Source organism: Oceanicaulis alexandrii DSM 11625, from assembly GCF_000420265.1.
GTDB lineage: Bacteria > Pseudomonadota > Alphaproteobacteria > Caulobacterales > Maricaulaceae > Oceanicaulis > Oceanicaulis alexandrii.
The window spans coordinates 1,061,018-1,078,182 of record NZ_ATUP01000001.1; the positions used below are offsets into that span (position 1 = coordinate 1,061,018).

A 17,165-nucleotide genomic window follows, 5' to 3' on the forward strand; every position below is an offset into this window, starting at 1 on the left:
GATCAGACATGACCCTGCTGACAGGTCTGGCGCTGCTTGCGGGCGTACTGGCCAGCCTGTCCGCTGTCTGGATAGATCGTGAAATCAGCGTGCAGCATACGGGCGCCGCGTCCCGCATCAGCCCCACCCTCTGTGGCGGGATAGGCGGGCTTCTGGCCTTCGCCGCCTATGGTCTCACCCGCGACCTGATCCTCGCCAGCGCAATTCTGGCCGCGATGACTGCCCTATGCGTCTCCGTGAGCATGGATTGGCGCTTTGGCGTGCTCGCCGACCTCACGAGCGTCATAATCGCGCTCGCCGCCCTGATGGCGGCGCCGCTCCTGACGCCTGGTCTCACACGTCTGGACATGGTGATCGCCGCCTTTCTGGCCATGGGGATTCTGGGACTGGCAGGATTGTATGGCCGGTTGAGACGCGGCGAGATGGGATTAGGCGGCGGTGACATCGTGCTCGTCGGCGCCTTGGGGTTATGGTGCCCACCTGTCACAGCCGCGCTCGGCGTGGGCGTCGGCGCCGCACTCACATTGATTCTGGGTGTGCTTTTAAAAGCGCGCCGCCAGACCCGTCTCCCTTTCGCGCCCGGTCTCGCTGCTGGTTTCATCCTGGCGTTTATCGTAGACAGACTGTCATGACTTCGATCCGCACCCGGCCCGGCTTTTCTGTGATGGAGACGCTGGTCGCGGTCGCCCTGCTGGCGATCGCCATCATTCCGCTCTACGCGTTTCAGCAAACTCTGGCGAACACCGCCGCGCGGCTTCAAACCGCGTCAGATCTGCTGGACGCACAGGAAAGCGCTCTGGCCGTGCTGCAAACGATTGACCCGATCGCCCAGCCCTCAGGCGACATGCAGCTTGGCGACTGGCGGCTCAGCTGGGAGAGCCGTGAGCTTGCGTCAGAAAGCCCTGCCGACGGCTATCTGGGATCAAGCATCTGGGGGGTGGGACTGTTTGAAGTCCAGGCGACGCTCGAAAACGGCGATACCCGGAGAGATCTGACGATCCGGCGCGTAGGCTGGATCCAGGTCCGCGATCCGACCCAGCTCTAGGATGTCGTCGGCCTGAGGGCGCAATCGCCCTCAGACACATCGAACGCCCAGCGGCGCCCCGCTGGCGCGATTATAGCCACGCCTGCCCCCGTACAATATCCGCTGGACGCGAGATGAAGGGTTTCATCCACTTCGATACGCCAGTCAGACGGGATGTGCGCCTCCAGACGGGTCTGGACGTCATCTGCGCTAAACGCGACGTTGTTGAGGAAGGCTTCGGCCCGCAAGGCCCCCATCTCGGTCGCCACGCCGCGCACGACTTGCTGGGCCTGCTGGCCCGTGATCATACGGCCGATGGAGGGTCCGCTGAGAGTGGCCGCAATCCCCAGGATCGCAACCACCACAATCACCTCGAGAAGGGAGTACCCCGCCCGAACAGCCAGGAGGGCGCGACTCAGCCCACCGGTCATGGCTTACAGGCCGATATCGGCGTCGAGACCCGATCCGCCTTCCTGACCATCAGCGCCGTACGAGAAGACCTGGCCGCGATCAGAACCGCCGCCCACCCGGTATTGATATGGGCGCCCCCAGGGGTCGGCCGGCACTCCGTCATCCCCATCAAGATAGGGACCGGCCCACATGCCTATCACCGCTTCATTGGGAGTGACGAGAAGGGCCAAGCCTTCTTCTTCAGTCGGGTAGCGCCCAATATCCAACCGCAAAGTGTCGAGCGCGGTTTCAATCATACGGATTTGCGTCTCCGCAGCCGTTACATTCGCCCGGTCCAGCTGCCCCAAAAGGCGCGGCCCCACCAAGGTCGCCAGGACAGCGATGATCGCCACCGCGATCAGGACTTCCATGAGAGAATACCCCGAGCGCGTCTTCCGCGTCGCCCGCGTGATGGGCTGAAAGCGTCGAGCCAGACTGATCATGGGCGCACCTCACCGATACTGGAGTGTCATACGCGGCTCCCCTCGCCGCTTCAGACACTCATACCACCCGCCAAACGGGCAATGAAAGACGCAAGTGCGGTTTGATCGGTTTTCGCACGGGCAAGGCGCTGATATAGCTCTTGAACCCAGAGGAGCCGAACATGACCCGCCATCTTTCCGCAACCGACGCCAACCAGCTTTCAGCCGGTGATGACCATTACCGCGCCTATGTGGGCCCGCCGGGCCGCTATGGCTTGCTCGGTTTGCTGCAGATGAACCTGCTGACGGCTCTGGGTCTTGAGGAAACAGACACCGTGCTTGATTTCGGCTGTGGTTCGCTGCGTCTGGGACGATGCCTGATCCCGTTCCTGCTGCGCGGCAAGTACTATGGGATCGAGCCCCATGACTGGCTGATCCAGGACGGCTTCACCCATGAAACCGGCGGTCAGCTGCGCACGCTGAAAGCGCCGCTGTTTTCCAATGACGACACATTTGACTGCAGCGTGTTTGACGTCGAGTTCGACTTCATCATGGCGCAATCCATCATCACCCATTCAGGCCCGAAGCAGACCGCGAACCTGATCCGGACTGCAGCGCAAAGCCTGAAACAGGACGGCCTGTTCCTGTTCAGCTTCATTCTGGGCGAGGACGACACGCCCCTGCCCGAGGCGGACTGGACCTATCCGTTCAACGTGCCCTATCCCAAACCCTGGCTCGACCAGCAATGCGCGGACAATGGCATGGTGATGAAGTTGATCAACTGGCACCATCCGGGCGCGCAATGGGCGGCGATCGCGCGGGACCCGCGCCGTCTCGAAGCGCTCGATGATCAATTGGGCTTGGCGGGCAAACCCGCGAAGCGCTGGCGCGCCTGAGCGCAACCTCGCGACTAGATCGCGATGTCGTAAATGCTGGTCATCGCCAGCACCAGGCTGATCACGATCGTGCCGACCACCATGGCGATGAACAAAATGGCGAGCGGCTCAGCCAGAGAGGTCAGCCGCTTGGCCCGGTTGCGCGATTCTTCCTCATAGAGGTCGGCGACAAAGAGCAGCATTTCATCAAGGCTGGCCGACGCCCGACCGGTGCGCACCAGATTGACCGTCATTGAGTCAAATCCGGCATGGGTTTTGAGCGCGGCGTCTATGGGCTCGCCTGAGCGGATGGCGCGTCGCGCCTCGGCCAGGCCTTGTTTGCGCCGAGCCGACGTGACCGCAGATTCCGCCAGCACCAGGGCGTCCACCAGCGGCGCGCCGCCAGACAACGCCGTGCCGCACGCCCGCGCCCAGCGCGCCACTTCCGAGGCCGTCAGAAAGCTGCCGACCACCGGCATCCGGTGCATCAGTTCGGACACGCTGGTTCGAACGCCTTTATTGCGTGACAGCGCAAACACGACCGCTGCCGCCCCCGCGACGAACAGCCCGGTCTGAACCATGTTCTCGCTCATGAAGACGCCGGTCTCGATCACCCAGCGCGACAGCGCCGGCAAGGAGCTTCGGTCATCGCCGAGCAGATTGGCGAAGCGCGGCACCACGAACAGGAAGATGAAGACAATGGCGAACACGCCCGCGACCGCCAAAAACGCCGGATAGGCCAGCGCATTGCGGATCTCCGACGCCGCTTTCAGGTCATGCTCCATCTGGGAGGAAATATCGGCCAGCGCCTTGGGCAATTGCCCCGTCGCCTCACCCAGCTCGATCAGGCGCGGCGCATAGGCCGGAAGGTCAGGAAACCCGTCTCGCATGGCCAGCGAGAGCTGCGCCCCGGACCGCAAATCCCGCCGTACGCTCAAGGCTTGCTCCGCCAGGTCCTTGCACGGCTCGTCCGCGCTCAGCGAATCAAACGCGTCCAGCAAGGGCGTACCGGCTTTCAGCAACACCGACAATTGCCGCATGAAGCGGAAGCGGTCCTGAGGGCGCGCCTTCTTGCGCTCGTATTTGCGCGGCTCCAATCCTGCTTCATTGAGTTTGAAAGGCGCGATGCGCTGCACTTCAAGCTGACGCAGAGCCTCCACCTCATCAGCGGCTGTCAGGCGGCCGTCCACCTCTGCGCCGTCAGAATTCAAACCGCGATAGAGATAGGTGGGCATGATCAGTCCTGACCGGTTTCGCGCACAAACAGGGCCATGCGCTGATCGCGAGGATGATCCCAATGGTTCAGAACATCCAGCCGCCAGCCTTGGGGCGTCGCGGCGGAGAGCGCCGCGATCGTGGTGTCATAGGGGTCACGGTCCGGATAGGTCACAACCCCGCCTGGCTCATGGGGCAAGGGCGCATCGGCGGGCGTCTCCGCCGGGCGCTCAAAGAAGGTCACATAGAACCGGCCGCCTTCCGCGAACACCGGCGCCAGCGCCGTCAGACAATCGGTCAGGCGCGCAATCGGCATATGGGTGAAGACCGACTGGGCGATGCCATAGTCAAAGCTCACGCCAAAGCCGGTCGCGTCGAAGTCCGCGTTCGCAGCCAGATGATCGCGCGGCAGTTTGGCGTCGAGCCCGGCGGGAACGATCTCGCGCTCATACCCAGCCTCAAGCAGGTCAGCGCTGATATCCACGCCGTAATAGCGGTCCGGGTCGAGATACTCGGTCAGCGGCACGCCCGCCCGCAAGGAGCCGCAGCCCATATCGATGAAACGATGGTGGGGCTTGAGCCCCTGGGACAACAGAAAGCGTTTCTGAAGCGCGCCCAGCTCATCCCACATGCCGCCGATCACGGCGCGATGATGACCGTCCGCCACGGCCTTTTTCATATTTTCAAGGGCGTCGTAATGGCTGTACTGCGCACTCATCGCTTCGTCTCCGTTCAGGCCCTGGCCTGTTGACGCATCTGCCCCGCGCCCAGAACCCGCAAGATCTCACCGATTGAGGTGACGCCTTGGGACGCCTTGATCAAACCATCTTCCAGCATGGTCAGATAGCCGTCCTGACGCGCAGCGGCCAGCAGGCCCGCCGCGTCCGCCCGGTCATTGATGGCGCTGCGCAGGGCCGGCGTCACGCGCGCCGCTTCAAACACGGCCACCCGGCCTGTATAGCCCTGCCCGCCGCAATGATGGCAGCCGTCCGCGCTGCGCCATTGGGAATGCGACGGCAGACCGACCGCGCCGTCGCTGCGCGCTTCGGCCAACATCTTTTCGCCCAAACGCACATCGTCGGCGTCTGCGGGGCGGGCGCAATGTTCGCACAAGCGCCGCACCAGCCGCTGGCCCATGAGCCCGCGCAGGGCCGAGGAGACAAGGAAAGGCTCAACCCCCAGATCAATCAGGCGCTCGATCGCCGCCAGCGCGGAATTGGTGTGAAGCGTTGACAGCACCAGGTGCCCCGTGAGCGCCGCCTGGGCGGAGATGGATGCGGTTTCACCATCACGAATCTCACCGATCATGATGACATCCGGGTCCTGACGCAGAATGGCGCGGAGCCCCTTGGCGAAGGTGTAGCCGATCTCGGACCGCGCCTGGACCTGGGTGATGCCGGCCATGTCGTATTCGACCGGATCTTCAATGGTGATGATCTTGCGCTCGCCATCATTCACAAGCTCCAGACCACGATAGAGCGTGGTGGACTTGCCCGACCCCGTGGGGCCCGTGACGAGAATCACGCCGTTCGGCTCGGCGATCAGCTGCTGGAACACGCTCATGGCGTGGCCTTCAAGCCCCAATCCCTCAAGGCTTGGCAATTCCTGCTGCTTGCGCAAGAGGCGCAGCACAAGACTTTCTCCCCAGGCGCCGGGCAGGGAAGAGACGCGCAGATCAATATCCTGACCGGCGAACCGCACCGACTGGCGGCCATCCTGGGGCAGACGGCGCTCGGCGATATCCATATTGGACAACAGCTTGATCCGGCTCGCCACGGCGTCAAAGCGGGCGCGCGGCAGGGTCTGCATCTGGTGCAGAACGCCATCGACGCGGAAGCGGATCTGGAAATGGCTTTCAAACGGCTCGATATGGATATCCGAGGCGCGCCGCTGCAGCGCATCTTCAAACACGCCGTTCACAAAATCGATGACCGGCGCCTCTTCCGCCATCTCGCGCAGGCGCTGCGCGTCGTCCATATCGTCACGCGACTGCACCCGCCCCGCCGAACGCAGGCCCGCAAGGGCGGTGTCCAGCAAACGATTGGGGCCGAGCACGATCTGCACGTCGCCCTGCGCATGCCGCGACAGGGTTTCGTGCAAGGCCGGATCCATCGGCGACCGAGCGAAGACGATCAAGGTGCGGCCGCTGAAATCCGGAGCCGCCGTCTCGCCAATGGCCTCACCCAAGTCTGATGAGGACGCCTCCTCCCCTTCCGCGGGTGCGAACCAGAGTACGGTATCATGCAAGAGGAGCCAGTCCACGGACACGCCCAGCGAATCCGCCGCCTGACGATAGAGCGATGGCGCATCAGGCAGTTGATCCGGCGTCAGGACGGGCAGATCCAGCTGATCAGACAGGGCGGACAGCAGCACGTCTTCAGAAACCGCGCCCAATCTGAGCAAAGCCTGGCCGAACAGCGCTCCGATCTCGCCCTGATAGCGCGCAGCGCGTTCCACATCGGTCGCGGTCACAAAGCCGCGTTCCAGCAGAATGTCGCCAATCCGTCTGTCGTCCATGAAACCACCTGCCCCGATACGCCGCTCAGCCTGGCGCTCATGGCCAGAGCATACTGCATCTCTCATCCGGGGACAGCCGCCGCCTTCAGTCAATTCGCGCCGATCCACCAGACCTCCAGACAAAAAGAAAGGGCGGCCGAAGCCGCCCTTTCCCATCCGATGATCCGAAGATCAGAAGGATTAGCCGCCGATTTCGCCGCCAGGGACAGTGTAATCGGTGGAGTTCTCAGACACGATGCCATTGGTCACCATAAAGCGACGCACGTTCACGCCGGCCGCTTCAAAGGAGAAGGAGACATCAGCGCGGCCGAAGGCAGAGCCCACAGCAGCTTCGATGTCAGCCTCGGTCAGGATCAGTTCACCGTTGGTCAGCGTACCAGCCGGGGTCATCACGTACTCGTCGTCCACGTCAGCGGTGGAGTTGGCGAGGGTCACGCGGATGGTCGGCAGGGTGGCGCCGAGACCGGTTGCACGGAACACATTCGAGGTGCTGGCAGAAGTGTCGCCAACCCACTCAAACAGACCCGTGTTGGAGCCTTCACGAACCACGTTACCAACAGCCGCGCCCAGCACATCATCGACGTTGAGATCAGAGCCAGTGGCTTCATCAAACGTCAGATCAGCCGAGATGTCTTGGTTCGCAATCGCTGCCGGGGTGGTGGTGTCAGCAACCAGTGAAATGTTCACCGGGGCTGCAGCAAGGGCGGTCAGGTTGGCGTTAGTGAGAGCAAAAGTCGCTTGACCATTGGCATCCAGATTTTCAGTGCCAATGCCGGCCAGGGTGACGCTTGCGATACCTGCCGGGGACGGAACCGTCACCACCAGCTCAGCACCATCAAATTGTGCTGCAGTCGCAGTGTCGAAGGGCACAGACGCACCGCCAACCGAGACAGAGTAGATAGTTGCACCACCGTCGACATCATCAACCTGAAGCGTGCCGACCACATCGGTCGTAACGCTGCCGTCGAACAGCTCATAGCTGTCGTCCAGCTCGGGGGCCGCGGTGTCCGTCGTGAAGGTCACATCGAGAGAGTTGCGAGCCGTGTAGAAATCTTGGGTCGCGGTCGGGGCCGGATCGGCATCATACTCGCCAGACGCAAGAACAGCGCCAGTAGAATCAAGGGTCAGCTCATAAGCAACATTACCCACACCTTCGATATCGATCGGCAGTGTGATCTGAATGTTCTCATTTGCGCCAGCACCGACGCAAGATGTCGGGTCAAAGGATGCGTCACCTGCGAAAGAGACGGATTGACCACCGTTCGCGCCACCAGAGCTAATTACAAACACACAGCTGGCGTTTGCTACACCGCCTTGGGTGGAGTTTGCATTGCTCAGAAACGTCTAGAAAGACAGACCACCGTCAAGCGTCAACGAAAGGTTTACGTCATCGGTCGGCGCCAAAGCAGTAATCGCGGTGTAGTCAGCCGCGCTGAGCGTAATTGTGAGCTCGTCTTGATACGCAGCCGCAGCAAGGTCGACCTGCGACGCAAACTCGACGGAGGTGTCAGTGTCAGTGTCGACAACGACGAGCTGCGCGTTAGCAGCGCCAGTGAGTAGGGCAGCAACCGCTGCGCCGGTGAGAAGTTTCGTCAGTTTCATCTGGGTATCCCCCAATTGATATAGCCATGGCTGTTCAGCGCCATGGGGCCAAACATGAATTTGTCGTGCTCCTGCAGAGAACACGGTTTCACGCCCCCCTCAAGCGAGGCGCCGAACATCGCGGAGTAAAGGCGAGAGGCGGCTGTGGTGTCAACCGTTTATTCGCCCGAACCGCGTACATGATCACAGCTTACGCGTTCGAAGTCGCGTGTGTCACATTCGCGCAACGCACGCCGTCTCCGCCCTGCAAACAGGGACCCATGCAAGGCAAGAGATAGACCGCGTAAGGTTAATGAGGCGCTAGCGCGCTGCACAATCCCGACCGGGCGCATCGGCGGGTTTGCAGACGCGCAGTGTTAGGGTAGGTCGAGAGGCCTTCCATTCCAGCGCCAGAGCTTTCATGTCCGTTTCTCCCTTGCCGCCGTTCAAACCCCGGTTTGAGTCCCTGCCCGACGCGCCGCTCGTGATCACGCCCGCCCGGATTGGCGATTCGCGGGGCTGGTTCAGCGAGAGCTATAATCAGCGCCGCCTGGCCGAGGCCGGCTTCGACGTGCGCTTCGTGCAGGACAATCTGTCTTTCTCGGCACACGCCGGCACGCTGCGCGGCCTGCATTATCAGTCGCCGCCGCACGCCCAGGGCAAGCTGGTCGGCGTGATGACGGGCGCGATCCGCGATGTGGTGGTGGATGTGCGAGACGGCTCTGACAGCTATGGCCAGTGGGCGGCGGTGGAGCTGAGCGAGGAGAACGGCCGCCAGCTCTGGGTTCCGCCCGGTTTCCTGCATGGCTTTGTGACGCTGACCGACAACACCCGGGTTGCCTATAAGGTGACCGACTATTACTCCAAGGAACACGATGGATCGGTGGCCTATAATGACCCCGATCTGGGCGTCGACTGGGGGGTGGACGATCCGGTTCTGTCGGATAAAGACGCCGCCGCCCCGCGCCTGAAAGACGTGGCCCCGCTCTTCCCGGCGGGGTGGGAGGGAGCATAGGCATGCGGGTTTTGGTGACGGGCGGATCGGGCTTTATCGGCTCGGCGCTGGTGCGGCGTCTGGTGCTTGAAACCGGCTGGGACGTGCTCAATATAGACGCGCTGACCTATGCCGCCTCACCCGCCTCACTGGCGGACCTTGAGGATCATCCCCGCTACAGCTTCCTGCACGCCGACATCCGCAACCCCGAGGCGGTGGCTCAGGCGTTTGACCGGTTTGAACCCGATGCCGTGATGCATCTGGCGGCGGAAAGCCATGTGGACCGCTCGATCACCGGCGCCAAGGATTTCGTCGACACCAATGTGCTGGGCACGTTCACGCTTTTAGAGGCCGCGCGCGCCTATCGCGACACGCGCGGCGCCGCGGCGGACCGGTTCTGCTTCTTGCATGTGTCCACAGATGAAGTGTTCGGCTCACTGGGAGACGACGGCAAGTTCTCAGAGACCACGGCCTATGATCCGTCCTCGCCCTATTCCGCCTCCAAGGCGGCGTCTGACCATCTGGCGCGCGCCTGGGGCCGCACCTACGGGCTGGATGTGCGGGTGTCGAACTGTTCCAACAATTACGGGCCGCGGCAGTTTCCTGAAAAGCTGATCCCGCTGATGATCCTGAAAGCGCTGTCAGGCGAAGCCCTGCCGGTTTATGGCGACGGGTCAAACGTGCGCGACTGGCTGTATGTGGATGATCATGCGCGGGCGCTGGAGCTGGTGGTCAGCCAGGGCGAGGCCGGGCAGACCTATTGCATTGGCGGCGACGCCGAGCGCACCAATCTGCAAGTGGTTCAGGCCATTTGCGACCGGCTGGATGCGGTTCGCCCCGCAGACTCAAACCGCGCCGCTCAGATCCAGTTCGTCACCGATCGCCCCGGCCATGACCAGCGCTACGCCATCGACGCCAGCACGATCAAAGCCAAGCTCGGCTGGAGCCCGTCGGTCAGCTTTGAAGACGGCCTCGCCGCAACGCTGGACTGGTATCTCGCTCATGAAGACTGGTGGCGACCGATTCTCGACAAGAGCTATCAGGGTGAACGGCTGGGTCTCAGCGCATGACGCCGGACCGCACGGACGCCGACGCCCCGATCCTGGTGATCGGGCGCAATGGTCAATTGGCGCGGGCGCTGGCGGCGCAAAGCGACGCTGTGACGGCCTGCGGGCGGGATCAGTTCGACCTGGCCCAGCATGACCCCGCTGCTTTGCTGGATCATCATCGCCCCCGGATCGTGATCAACGCCGCCGCCTACACCGATGTGAACGGCGCGGAAAACGACGAAATGGCCGCTCATGCGCTCAATTGCGCCGGCCCGGCCCGGCTGGCGGCGGCCTGTCAGGCGCGCGGCGTCGGGTTACTCCACGTCTCGACGGACTATGTCTTTGACGGAACGCCGGGGCAGGCGCCCTATGCCGAAACGGCGGCGACCAATCCGCTCAATGTCTACGCGCGCACCAAGCATGAGGGCGAGCAGGCCATCCTCGATGTCTGCGATACAGCGCTGATCCTCCGCGCCGCCTGGATCTTTGACGCACGCGGCGGCAGTTTTCTCAACGCCATCCTGAACCGTCTCGACCAGGGGCAGCCTCTCAAGGTCGTCGATGACCAGATCAGCACGCCCAGCTGGGCGCCCGATCTGGCGCAGGCGCTCCTGACCCTTGCCGCGAGAGATGAGCGGCCGAGCGGCGTCTTTCATTATAGAGGCGGAGACTATGCCAGCTGGTACGATTTCGCGCACGCCGCAGCGGAACTGGCGCGGCCTTACCTGAGCACCGGACCTGTGATCACGGCTGTGGATTCAACCGCCTTTCCGCAACCTGCAGACCGTCCCAAAGACACGCGACTGGATGCGCAAGCCTTGCTGGACGCGACCGGAATCGGAGCCGGGGACTGGCGCGCGGGCTTGCCTGAAGTGATCGCTCAACGCTATGAGCAGCGCATAGGTTGAGTGAGCATCCGTCATGTCGAAAACAACAAAAGGCATAATTCTGGCCGGGGGGCTGGGCAGTCGTCTGCGCCCGATTACGCTGGCGGTGTCAAAGCAGCTCCTGCCGATCTACGACAAACCGCTGATCTTCTATCCATTTTCGACGCTTCTTCTCGCCGGCATCCGTGAAATCCTGATCATCACCACGCCAGAGGCGAAATCCTCGTACGAAACCCTGCTCGGAGACGGCTCGCGCTATGGCGTGACCATCCAGTACGCCGAACAGGACGAGCCGCGCGGCCTGGCCGAAGCCTTCCTGATCGGTGAAGACTTCATCGGCGACGACAATGTGGCCCTGATCCTGGGCGATAATCTCTTCCATGGCGCAGGCCTGGTTGAAGGCTTGCGCACGGCCGGCGAATTTGACGAAGGCGCGCTGGTCTTCGCCTATCATGTGGCCGACCCGACCGCTTTCGGCGTTGTCGAACTTGATGATGAGGGTCGCGCCATCAGCCTGGAGGAAAAGCCGAAAAAACCGCGCAGCAATTGGGCGGTGACCGGGCTTTACTTCTATGATTCCAGCGTTGTCGAGATCGCCAAGTCGATCACGCCGTCCGCACGCGGCGAACTTGAGATCACTTCCGTCAACGAAGCCTATATGGAGCGCGGGCAGCTGAAGGTTCAGCTTTTGTCGCGCGGCGTCGCCTGGCTGGACACCGGCACGGTCGAAGGCATGGTGGAAGCAACGGAATATGTGCGCGCCATCGAGAAACGCCAGGGTCTCAAGATCGCCTGCCCTGAAGAGATCGCTTGGCGCAACGGCTTCATCACTGACGAACAACTCAAGAAAACGGCCAACGCCATCCCCAACGCCTATGGCGCGTATCTGAAGAATTTGCTCAAGTCGGAACGCCGCTAGCCGATCACCCGACAAAGGATCTGACCATGCCTCTCGACGCTCTCGCACGTTCTTTCGGTCAGATCTGCCTTGAGGCCGCCATCCCGGTGATGGAGGTTTATGAGAGCGACTTCACGCCCGAGCAAAAAGCCGACAAGTCTCCGGTCACCGAAGCGGACAAACGCGCTGAAGTGATCATTCTGGACGCGCTGGCGAAGCTTTTGCCCGACACGCCGGTTCTCGCCGAAGAAAGCTTTGAGGCGGGCGTGCGGCCCAGCGTCAGCGACGAGTTCCTGCTGGTGGACCCGGTGGACGGCACCAAGGAATTCATCGCCAAACGGGGCGAATTCACCATCAATATCGCGTTGATCCGGAACGGCGCGCCCGTCGCAGGAGCAGTTTATGCTCCGGCCCTCAAGCAGCTTTATCTGGGGGGCGAGACCGCTTTTACGGGCATGTTCGAGCCTGGCGAAACCCTGGACGACTCGCGGCTGTCCGCAGCCCGAACTCGCTCCACGCCAGACGCCGGCATGACCGCCGTGATGAGCCGGTCTCACGCAGACGACCAAACCAAGGCCTTCGCCGAAGCCAGGGGTGTTGTCGAAGCGATTTCGGCAGGATCATCGCTGAAGTTTTGCAAACTCGCCGGGGGCGAAGCAGACCTCTATCCGCGCTTTGGTCCTACGATGGAATGGGACACCGCCGCGGGCCATGCGGTGTTGAACGCCGCCGGCGGCGCGGTGACCGGTCCGGACGGCGCGCCTTTCCGCTATGGCAAGACCGCTGACGGCTACAAGAACGGCGCGTTCGTCGCCTGGGGTCAGCCGCCGCGCTAGTCACCGCGGCTGACGCTCAGCCAGACGCCGCTCTAGCCGATAAAGCCGCGCTCGATCAGCGCCTCGATGACGCGTTCGGCGGCGTCTTCCGCCGACAAATCATCCGTCTTGAGGTGGATCTCGGCGGTCTCTGGCGCTTCATACGGGCTGTCAAACCCGGTGAAGTTCTTGATCTCGCCAGCCTGAGCCTTCTTGTAGAGCCCTTTGGGGTCACGCTCGATGCAGACCTCAAGCGGCGCGTCGACGAAGATCTCGACAAACTCACCCGCTTCCACTTGCTCGCGCACCATCTGACGCTCAGAGCGGAAGGGCGAGATGAACGAACAGGTTACAATCAGGCCCGCATCCACGAACAGCTTGGCCACCTCGCCAATGCGGCGAATGTTTTCCACCCGGTCCACATCGGTGAAACCCAGATCCTTGTTCAACCCATGGCGCACATTGTCGCCATCAAGCGAATAGGTGTGACGCCCCGCTTCCGCCAGCTTGCGCTCGACCAGATTGGCGATCGTGGATTTGCCGGCGCCTGACAGCCCCGTGAACCAGAGCACGGCGGGCTTCTGACCCTTCATTTCGGCGCGGCGATCCTTGTTCACATCCATGGCGTGGGTGTGAATATTGCTCGCCCGGCGCAAAGAGAACTCGATCATGCCCGCGCCCACCGTCTGGTTGGTGAAGCGATCAATCAGGATGAAAGAACCCGTCTCGCGCTGATCGGTATAAGGGTCGAACGCGATGGGACGCGAGGTCGACAGGGTGCAAACGCCGATCTCATTGAGCTTGAGCGACTTGCCCGGCTCTTTCTCAAAGCTGTTGACGTTGAGCTTGTGCTTGAGGGTCGTCACCGACGCCGGAACAATCTGACCGCCGGCCTTCAACAGATAGGACCGACCGGGAAGCATCTCTTCGTCGGTCATCCAAAGTATTTCGGCTGCGAACTGATCAGACACGTCAGGGCGCTGCTGCGGATCAGTGAGCATGTCGCCGCGGGCGATATCGATCTCGCGGTCCAGGACCAGGGTCACCGCATCGCCAGCCTTCGCGCTGTCGCGGTCGCCGTCCGCCGTGACAATGCGTGCGATCTGGGCGCTTTTGCCCGAATGGGCGACCACCACGTCATCACCGGGCGCCACGATCCCCGAAGCGACCGTGCCGGAAAAGCCCCTGAAATCAAGATTGGGACGGTTCACCCATTGCACCGGGAAGCGGAAGGCATAGGCCGCTTCCTTGTCGGCGTTGGTGTCCACACGCTCCAGATGCTCCATCAGCGTCGGGCCGTCATGCCATTTCATGGCGTCCGAGCGCGAGAAGATGTTGTCGCCATAGCGCGCCGAAATCGGGATTGGCGTGATGGACGCAAATCCCAGGTCTTCGGCGATGCCGAGATACTCGGACACGATCTCATGGAAACGCGCGCGCGAATGATCCACCAGATCCATCTTGTTCACCGCCACAACGGCGTGGCGAATGCCCATCATGTTGGCGATATAGGTATGACGCTTGGTCTGGGTCAGCACGCCCTTGCGCGCATCCACCAGAATGATGGCGAGGTCGGCTGTTGAAGCGCCCGTCGCCATATTGCGCGTATATTGCTCATGGCCGGGCGTGTCGGCGACGATGAATTTGCGCTTCTCGGTGTTGAAGAACCGATAGGCCACGTCGATGGTGATGCCCTGCTCTCGCTCGGCTTCCAGACCATCCAGCAGCAGCGCGAAATCAATCTCTTCGCCCGCCGTGCCGTGCTTGCGGGAATCGCGCTCGAGAATTTTGATCTGATCTTCAAAAAGCAGCTTGGAATCAAATAACAAGCGGCCGATCAGGGTCGACTTGCCATCATCCACCGAGCCGCAGGTAATGACGCGCAGAACGCCGTTTTCACCTGCACGCGTGAGGCGTTCTGTGACTTCCGTGCGGATCGCATCATCAGCCATCTTAGAAATACCCCTCGCGCTTTTTCTTCTCCATGGAGCCCGCCTCGTCAAAATCGATCAGGCGGCCAGCGCGTTCAGACGTCCGCGCGGTCAGCATCTCCAGTACGATGTCGTCCAGCGTTTCCGCCTCGCTCTCCACCGCCCCCGTCAACGGGTAGCAGCCCAGCGTACGGAAGCGAATCTTGCGCATTTGCGGCGTTTCGCCCGCCTGCAAATCCATCCGGTCGTCATCGACCATGATCAGCGTGCCGTCACGCTCCACAACGGGTCTTTCGCCTGCGAAATAAAGAGGGACGATCGGGATGTCCTCTTCGAGGATGTATTGCCAGATATCCACTTCGGTCCAGTTGGACAGCGGGAACACACGGATGCTCTCACCCTTGCGGATGCGGGTGTTATACGTGCGCCAGAGCTCTGGGCGCTGATTGCGCGGGTCCCAGGCATGCGCCGTGTTGCGGAACGAGAAGACGCGCTCCTTGGCGCGCGATTTCTCTTCATCGCGGCGGCCTCCGCCGAAAGCCGCATCATACTGACCATCATTCAGCGCCTGCAAAAGTCCTTCAGTGCGCATGACCTGGGTATGCAGGGCCGAGCCGTCCGTGAACGGATTGATTGCCTGCTTGCGACCGTCTTCGTTGACCCAGACGATCATGTCGAGCCCCAGCGCTTCGCTCAGCGTATCGCGGAAGGCGCCCATGGCCTGAAACTCCCACAGGGAGTCGATATGCAGGAAGGGGAATGGCGGCCTGGACGGGAAAAACGCCTTCATCGCCAGATGAAGCATGACCGTGGAGTCCTTGCCGATCGAGTAAAGCATGACCGGGCGCTCAAACTCCGCCGCCACTTCGCGCATGATATGAATGGCTTCCGCTTCCAGCGCCTGCAGATGCGGCGAGAGGCGGCGTCTCGGCTCGGCGGAGCTGCCATTGAAGCGCTGCGCATAAGCTCGAATACGCGAGTGGATGTCGGTCATGTCGACGTCCCTTGGTCAGGAGATGATCAGCGGTTGTGGTAGTCAGTTTATGGACTTTTGCAAAGTCTAGAAACCGGTCAAATCAAACCTTGTGTGCAGCGCACCATAATTCTGGGCGCTTGTAGCGAATATGAAACGGGCGGCCCGAATGGACCGCCCGCTTTCACGCATCAGATTCGCCCTGGCGGCGCAGCATCAAAGCCCTGCGCCCGCGCTGACTTAGACCGCAGAACGCACCGCTGCGATCACCTGCTCAAGCCGCTCGCCTTCCAGATACGCATCCATCGGCAACGACACGACGCGGCCTGCCGCCGCCTCGGTGACCGGCAGCCCCCCCGGCATCTGCTTGAACGCGGCGTAGCAGTCCTGAAGGTGCAGCGGCACCGGATAATAGACCGCAGTCGGAACCTGACGCTCGGCCAGCTTGGCGCGGAAGGCGTCGCGATCCTCGACTTCCACAGTGTATTGCGCCCAGGTGGAAACGCCGCCCTCGATCACCTTGGGGGCCTTCACAACATCGCCAAAGCCCTTGGCGTAGGCGTCCGCCGCCACATTTCGGCTCTTTATTTCGTCTGCGAAGATTTCGAGCTTCAGCAACAGGACCGCGGCCTGGATCGTATCCAGACGCGAGTTGAGGCCGATGCGGGCATAGTAATAGCGCTCATCCGCCTCGCCATGATTGCGCAGCGACTTCATCAGATGCTGCAGCTCGTCATCCTGGGTCAGCACCGCGCCGCCATCGCCATAACAGCCCAAAGGCTTGGCCGGGTAAAAACTGACGGTCGTCACATCCGCCCATTGGGCGGGGTGCTGACCGTTCAGGGTGCAGCCATAGCCCTGGGCGCTGTCAGCGATCAGCTTCATGCCATTGGCTTTGCAGATCTCGGCGATCGCCGGATAGTCCGCAGGCTGGCCGAACAGGTCCACCGCAATCACCGTATGCGGGTTCAGGCCTTCCGCCTTCGCCCAGGCGACCGCCTGCTCCAGATGTGCAGGGTCCATGCAATAGGTGTCAGGGTCGATGTCCACAAACACCGGGTGCGCGCCCAGATGCGCCGGCATTTCAGCCGTCGAGGCGAAGGTGAAGCTCGGCACGAAAATCGCGTCTTTCTCGCCCACCTGCCAGGCCATCAGCGGCAAGGCCAGCGCATCGGTGCCGTTGGCGCAGGTCAGCGCATGCTTGGCTGCGCCAAACTGCGCCAGACGCTCTTCAAGCTCGGTGACTTCAGGCCCGAAGATATAGCGCCCCTCCTCGATAACTTTGGCGATGGCCTGATCAAGCCTGGGCTGAAGGCGGGCGCGCTGTGTGGCGAGATCGATGAAAGGCAGCATGGCGCGGATTCCTGACGCTGTGCGAATAAGATGACGACACGCTCATATTGGCTTCGGTGTTTGGAGAAAAGTCACGAAGCCTGTCGTTTTATTTCACCGTATGCGCAACAAGGGCGCGCGATTGCATCGGGCCGCCGATCAGCCTACCACCTCAGCACCGTAGCCAGCACGGGGACCGAGC

At 62.0% G+C, this 17,165-nt stretch carries 18 protein-coding genes; 8 read left to right on the forward strand and 10 right to left on the reverse strand.

What is annotated here, in order from left to right:
* The first annotated feature begins 8 nt into the window (after positions 1–8).
* Both G405_RS0105175 and G405_RS0105180 read left to right on the forward strand, forming a co-directional pair.
* Positions 9–632 (forward strand): A24 family peptidase, encoded by a 624-nt coding sequence (locus G405_RS0105175; RefSeq protein WP_022700445.1) that lies wholly within the window; start codon positions 9–11, stop codon positions 630–632.
* Entirely contained in the window at positions 629–1,045 is a 417-nt protein-coding gene (locus tag G405_RS0105180) for a PulJ/GspJ family protein (protein ID WP_022700446.1), read from the forward strand. Before G405_RS0105175 ends, G405_RS0105180 begins: the two co-directional genes overlap by 4 nt.
* Here G405_RS0105180 and G405_RS15065 read toward each other — a convergent pair.
* Both G405_RS15065 and gspG read right to left on the reverse strand, forming a co-directional pair.
* On the reverse strand, positions 1,042–1,455 hold the full coding sequence (locus G405_RS15065; protein WP_022700447.1) for a pilus assembly FimT family protein: 414 nt from the start codon (positions 1,453–1,455) through the stop codon (positions 1,042–1,044). The genes G405_RS0105180 and G405_RS15065 overlap by 4 nt on opposite strands.
* A 3-nt stretch (positions 1,456–1,458) precedes the next feature.
* Positions 1,459–1,917 carry a type II secretion system major pseudopilin GspG gene (gene gspG, locus G405_RS0105190; RefSeq protein WP_022700448.1) on the reverse strand — a complete coding sequence of 153 codons (459 nt, stop codon included), beginning with the start codon at positions 1,915–1,917 and terminating at the stop codon, positions 1,459–1,461.
* A gap of 161 nt (positions 1,918–2,078) precedes the next feature.
* Here gspG and G405_RS16410 point away from each other — a divergent pair, with 161 nt between their 5' ends.
* Positions 2,079–2,792: a methyltransferase domain-containing protein gene (locus tag G405_RS16410; protein ID WP_022700449.1), complete on the forward strand. Its 714-nt coding sequence runs from the start codon at positions 2,079–2,081 to the stop codon at positions 2,790–2,792.
* A 14-nt stretch (positions 2,793–2,806) separates the two neighbouring features.
* Here the strand turns inward: G405_RS16410 and G405_RS0105200 are convergent, their stop codons facing one another.
* The 5 genes from G405_RS0105200 to G405_RS0105220 all read right to left on the reverse strand — a co-directional run bounded on the left by G405_RS0105200 (position 2,807) and on the right by G405_RS0105220 (position 8,105).
* Positions 2,807–4,006, reverse strand: coding sequence for a type II secretion system F family protein (locus G405_RS0105200; RefSeq protein WP_022700450.1), 1,200 nt, complete (start codon positions 4,004–4,006; stop codon positions 2,807–2,809).
* A 2-nt stretch (positions 4,007–4,008) separates the two neighbouring features.
* The gene (locus tag G405_RS16415; protein ID WP_022700451.1) at positions 4,009–4,704 is read right to left on the reverse strand and encodes a class I SAM-dependent methyltransferase; all 696 of its coding nucleotides are present in this window, start codon (positions 4,702–4,704) and stop codon (positions 4,009–4,011) included.
* A gap of 14 nt (positions 4,705–4,718) precedes the next feature.
* Positions 4,719–6,503, reverse strand: coding sequence for a GspE/PulE family protein (locus G405_RS0105210; RefSeq protein ID WP_022700452.1), 1,785 nt, complete (start codon positions 6,501–6,503; stop codon positions 4,719–4,721).
* Positions 6,504–6,683: 180 nt separating this feature from the next.
* Positions 6,684–7,793: a hypothetical protein gene (locus tag G405_RS0105215; protein WP_156861372.1), complete on the reverse strand. Its 1,110-nt coding sequence runs from the start codon at positions 7,791–7,793 to the stop codon at positions 6,684–6,686.
* Positions 7,794–7,847: 54 nt separating this feature from the next.
* Positions 7,848–8,105: a hypothetical protein gene (locus G405_RS0105220; RefSeq protein WP_022700454.1), complete on the reverse strand. Its 258-nt coding sequence runs from the start codon at positions 8,103–8,105 to the stop codon at positions 7,848–7,850.
* A 400-nt stretch (positions 8,106–8,505) separates the two neighbouring features.
* Here G405_RS0105220 and rfbC point away from each other — a divergent pair, with 400 nt between their 5' ends.
* From rfbC to cysQ, 5 genes are read left to right on the forward strand one after another with little or no spacing between them, the layout of a single operon-like run.
* Positions 8,506–9,099: a dTDP-4-dehydrorhamnose 3,5-epimerase gene (rfbC, locus tag G405_RS0105230; protein ID WP_022700456.1), complete on the forward strand. Its 594-nt coding sequence runs from the start codon at positions 8,506–8,508 to the stop codon at positions 9,097–9,099.
* Between the two features lie 2 nt (positions 9,100–9,101).
* Complete coding sequence (gene rfbB / locus G405_RS0105235) at positions 9,102–10,148, forward strand: dTDP-glucose 4,6-dehydratase (protein WP_022700457.1); 1,047 nt, start codon at positions 9,102–9,104, stop codon at positions 10,146–10,148.
* The gene (gene rfbD, locus G405_RS15080; protein WP_022700458.1) at positions 10,145–11,035 is read left to right on the forward strand and encodes a dTDP-4-dehydrorhamnose reductase; all 891 of its coding nucleotides are present in this window, start codon (positions 10,145–10,147) and stop codon (positions 11,033–11,035) included. Before rfbB ends, rfbD begins: the two co-directional genes overlap by 4 nt.
* A gap of 13 nt (positions 11,036–11,048) precedes the next feature.
* The gene (gene rfbA, locus G405_RS0105245) at positions 11,049–11,933 is read left to right on the forward strand and encodes a glucose-1-phosphate thymidylyltransferase RfbA (RefSeq protein ID WP_022700459.1); all 885 of its coding nucleotides are present in this window, start codon (positions 11,049–11,051) and stop codon (positions 11,931–11,933) included.
* Between the two features lie 26 nt (positions 11,934–11,959).
* Positions 11,960–12,748 carry a 3'(2'),5'-bisphosphate nucleotidase CysQ gene (gene cysQ / locus G405_RS0105250; protein ID WP_022700460.1) on the forward strand — a complete coding sequence of 263 codons (789 nt, stop codon included), beginning with the start codon at positions 11,960–11,962 and terminating at the stop codon, positions 12,746–12,748.
* A gap of 32 nt (positions 12,749–12,780) precedes the next feature.
* Here cysQ and cysN read toward each other — a convergent pair whose 3' ends face one another.
* The 3 genes from cysN to G405_RS0105265 all read right to left on the reverse strand — a co-directional run bounded on the left by cysN (position 12,781) and on the right by G405_RS0105265 (position 16,984).
* Positions 12,781–14,679, reverse strand: coding sequence for a sulfate adenylyltransferase subunit CysN (cysN, locus tag G405_RS0105255; protein WP_022700461.1), 1,899 nt, complete (start codon positions 14,677–14,679; stop codon positions 12,781–12,783).
* Position 14,680: 1 nt separating this feature from the next.
* Positions 14,681–15,652 (reverse strand): sulfate adenylyltransferase subunit CysD, encoded by a 972-nt coding sequence (gene cysD, locus G405_RS0105260; RefSeq protein ID WP_022700462.1) that lies wholly within the window; start codon positions 15,650–15,652, stop codon positions 14,681–14,683.
* Positions 15,653–15,871: 219 nt separating this feature from the next.
* Positions 15,872–16,984, reverse strand: a complete 1,113-nt coding sequence (locus G405_RS0105265) for a DegT/DnrJ/EryC1/StrS family aminotransferase (RefSeq protein WP_022700463.1) — start codon at positions 16,982–16,984, stop codon at positions 15,872–15,874.
* Positions 16,985–17,165 lie beyond the last annotated feature (181 nt).

Coding starts and splice junctions, on each gene's coding strand:
- cysN (WP_022700461.1), bottom strand. CDS start 14,679: ATGGCTGATGATGCGATCCGCACGGAAGTCACAGAACGCCTCACGCGT.
- G405_RS0105210 (WP_022700452.1), bottom strand. CDS start 6,503: ATGGACGACAGACGGATTGGCGACATTCTGCTGGAACGCGGCTTTGTG.
- cysD (WP_022700462.1), bottom strand. CDS start 15,652: ATGACCGACATCCACTCGCGTATTCGAGCTTATGCGCAGCGCTTCAAT.
- gspG (WP_022700448.1), bottom strand. CDS start 1,917: ATGATCAGTCTGGCTCGACGCTTTCAGCCCATCACGCGGGCGACGCGG.
- rfbB (WP_022700457.1), top strand. CDS start 9,102: ATGCGGGTTTTGGTGACGGGCGGATCGGGCTTTATCGGCTCGGCGCTG.
- rfbD (WP_022700458.1), top strand. CDS start 10,145: ATGACGCCGGACCGCACGGACGCCGACGCCCCGATCCTGGTGATCGGG.
- cysQ (WP_022700460.1), top strand. CDS start 11,960: ATGCCTCTCGACGCTCTCGCACGTTCTTTCGGTCAGATCTGCCTTGAG.
- G405_RS15065 (WP_022700447.1), bottom strand. CDS start 1,455: ATGACCGGTGGGCTGAGTCGCGCCCTCCTGGCTGTTCGGGCGGGGTAC.
- G405_RS16410 (WP_022700449.1), top strand. CDS start 2,079: ATGACCCGCCATCTTTCCGCAACCGACGCCAACCAGCTTTCAGCCGGT.
- G405_RS0105220 (WP_022700454.1), bottom strand. CDS start 8,105: ATGAAACTGACGAAACTTCTCACCGGCGCAGCGGTTGCTGCCCTACTC.
- G405_RS0105175 (WP_022700445.1), top strand. CDS start 9: ATGACCCTGCTGACAGGTCTGGCGCTGCTTGCGGGCGTACTGGCCAGC.
- G405_RS0105180 (WP_022700446.1), top strand. CDS start 629: ATGACTTCGATCCGCACCCGGCCCGGCTTTTCTGTGATGGAGACGCTG.
- G405_RS16415 (WP_022700451.1), bottom strand. CDS start 4,704: ATGAGTGCGCAGTACAGCCATTACGACGCCCTTGAAAATATGAAAAAG.
- G405_RS0105200 (WP_022700450.1), bottom strand. CDS start 4,006: ATGCCCACCTATCTCTATCGCGGTTTGAATTCTGACGGCGCAGAGGTG.
- G405_RS0105265 (WP_022700463.1), bottom strand. CDS start 16,984: ATGCTGCCTTTCATCGATCTCGCCACACAGCGCGCCCGCCTTCAGCCC.
- rfbA (WP_022700459.1), top strand. CDS start 11,049: ATGTCGAAAACAACAAAAGGCATAATTCTGGCCGGGGGGCTGGGCAGT.
- rfbC (WP_022700456.1), top strand. CDS start 8,506: ATGTCCGTTTCTCCCTTGCCGCCGTTCAAACCCCGGTTTGAGTCCCTG.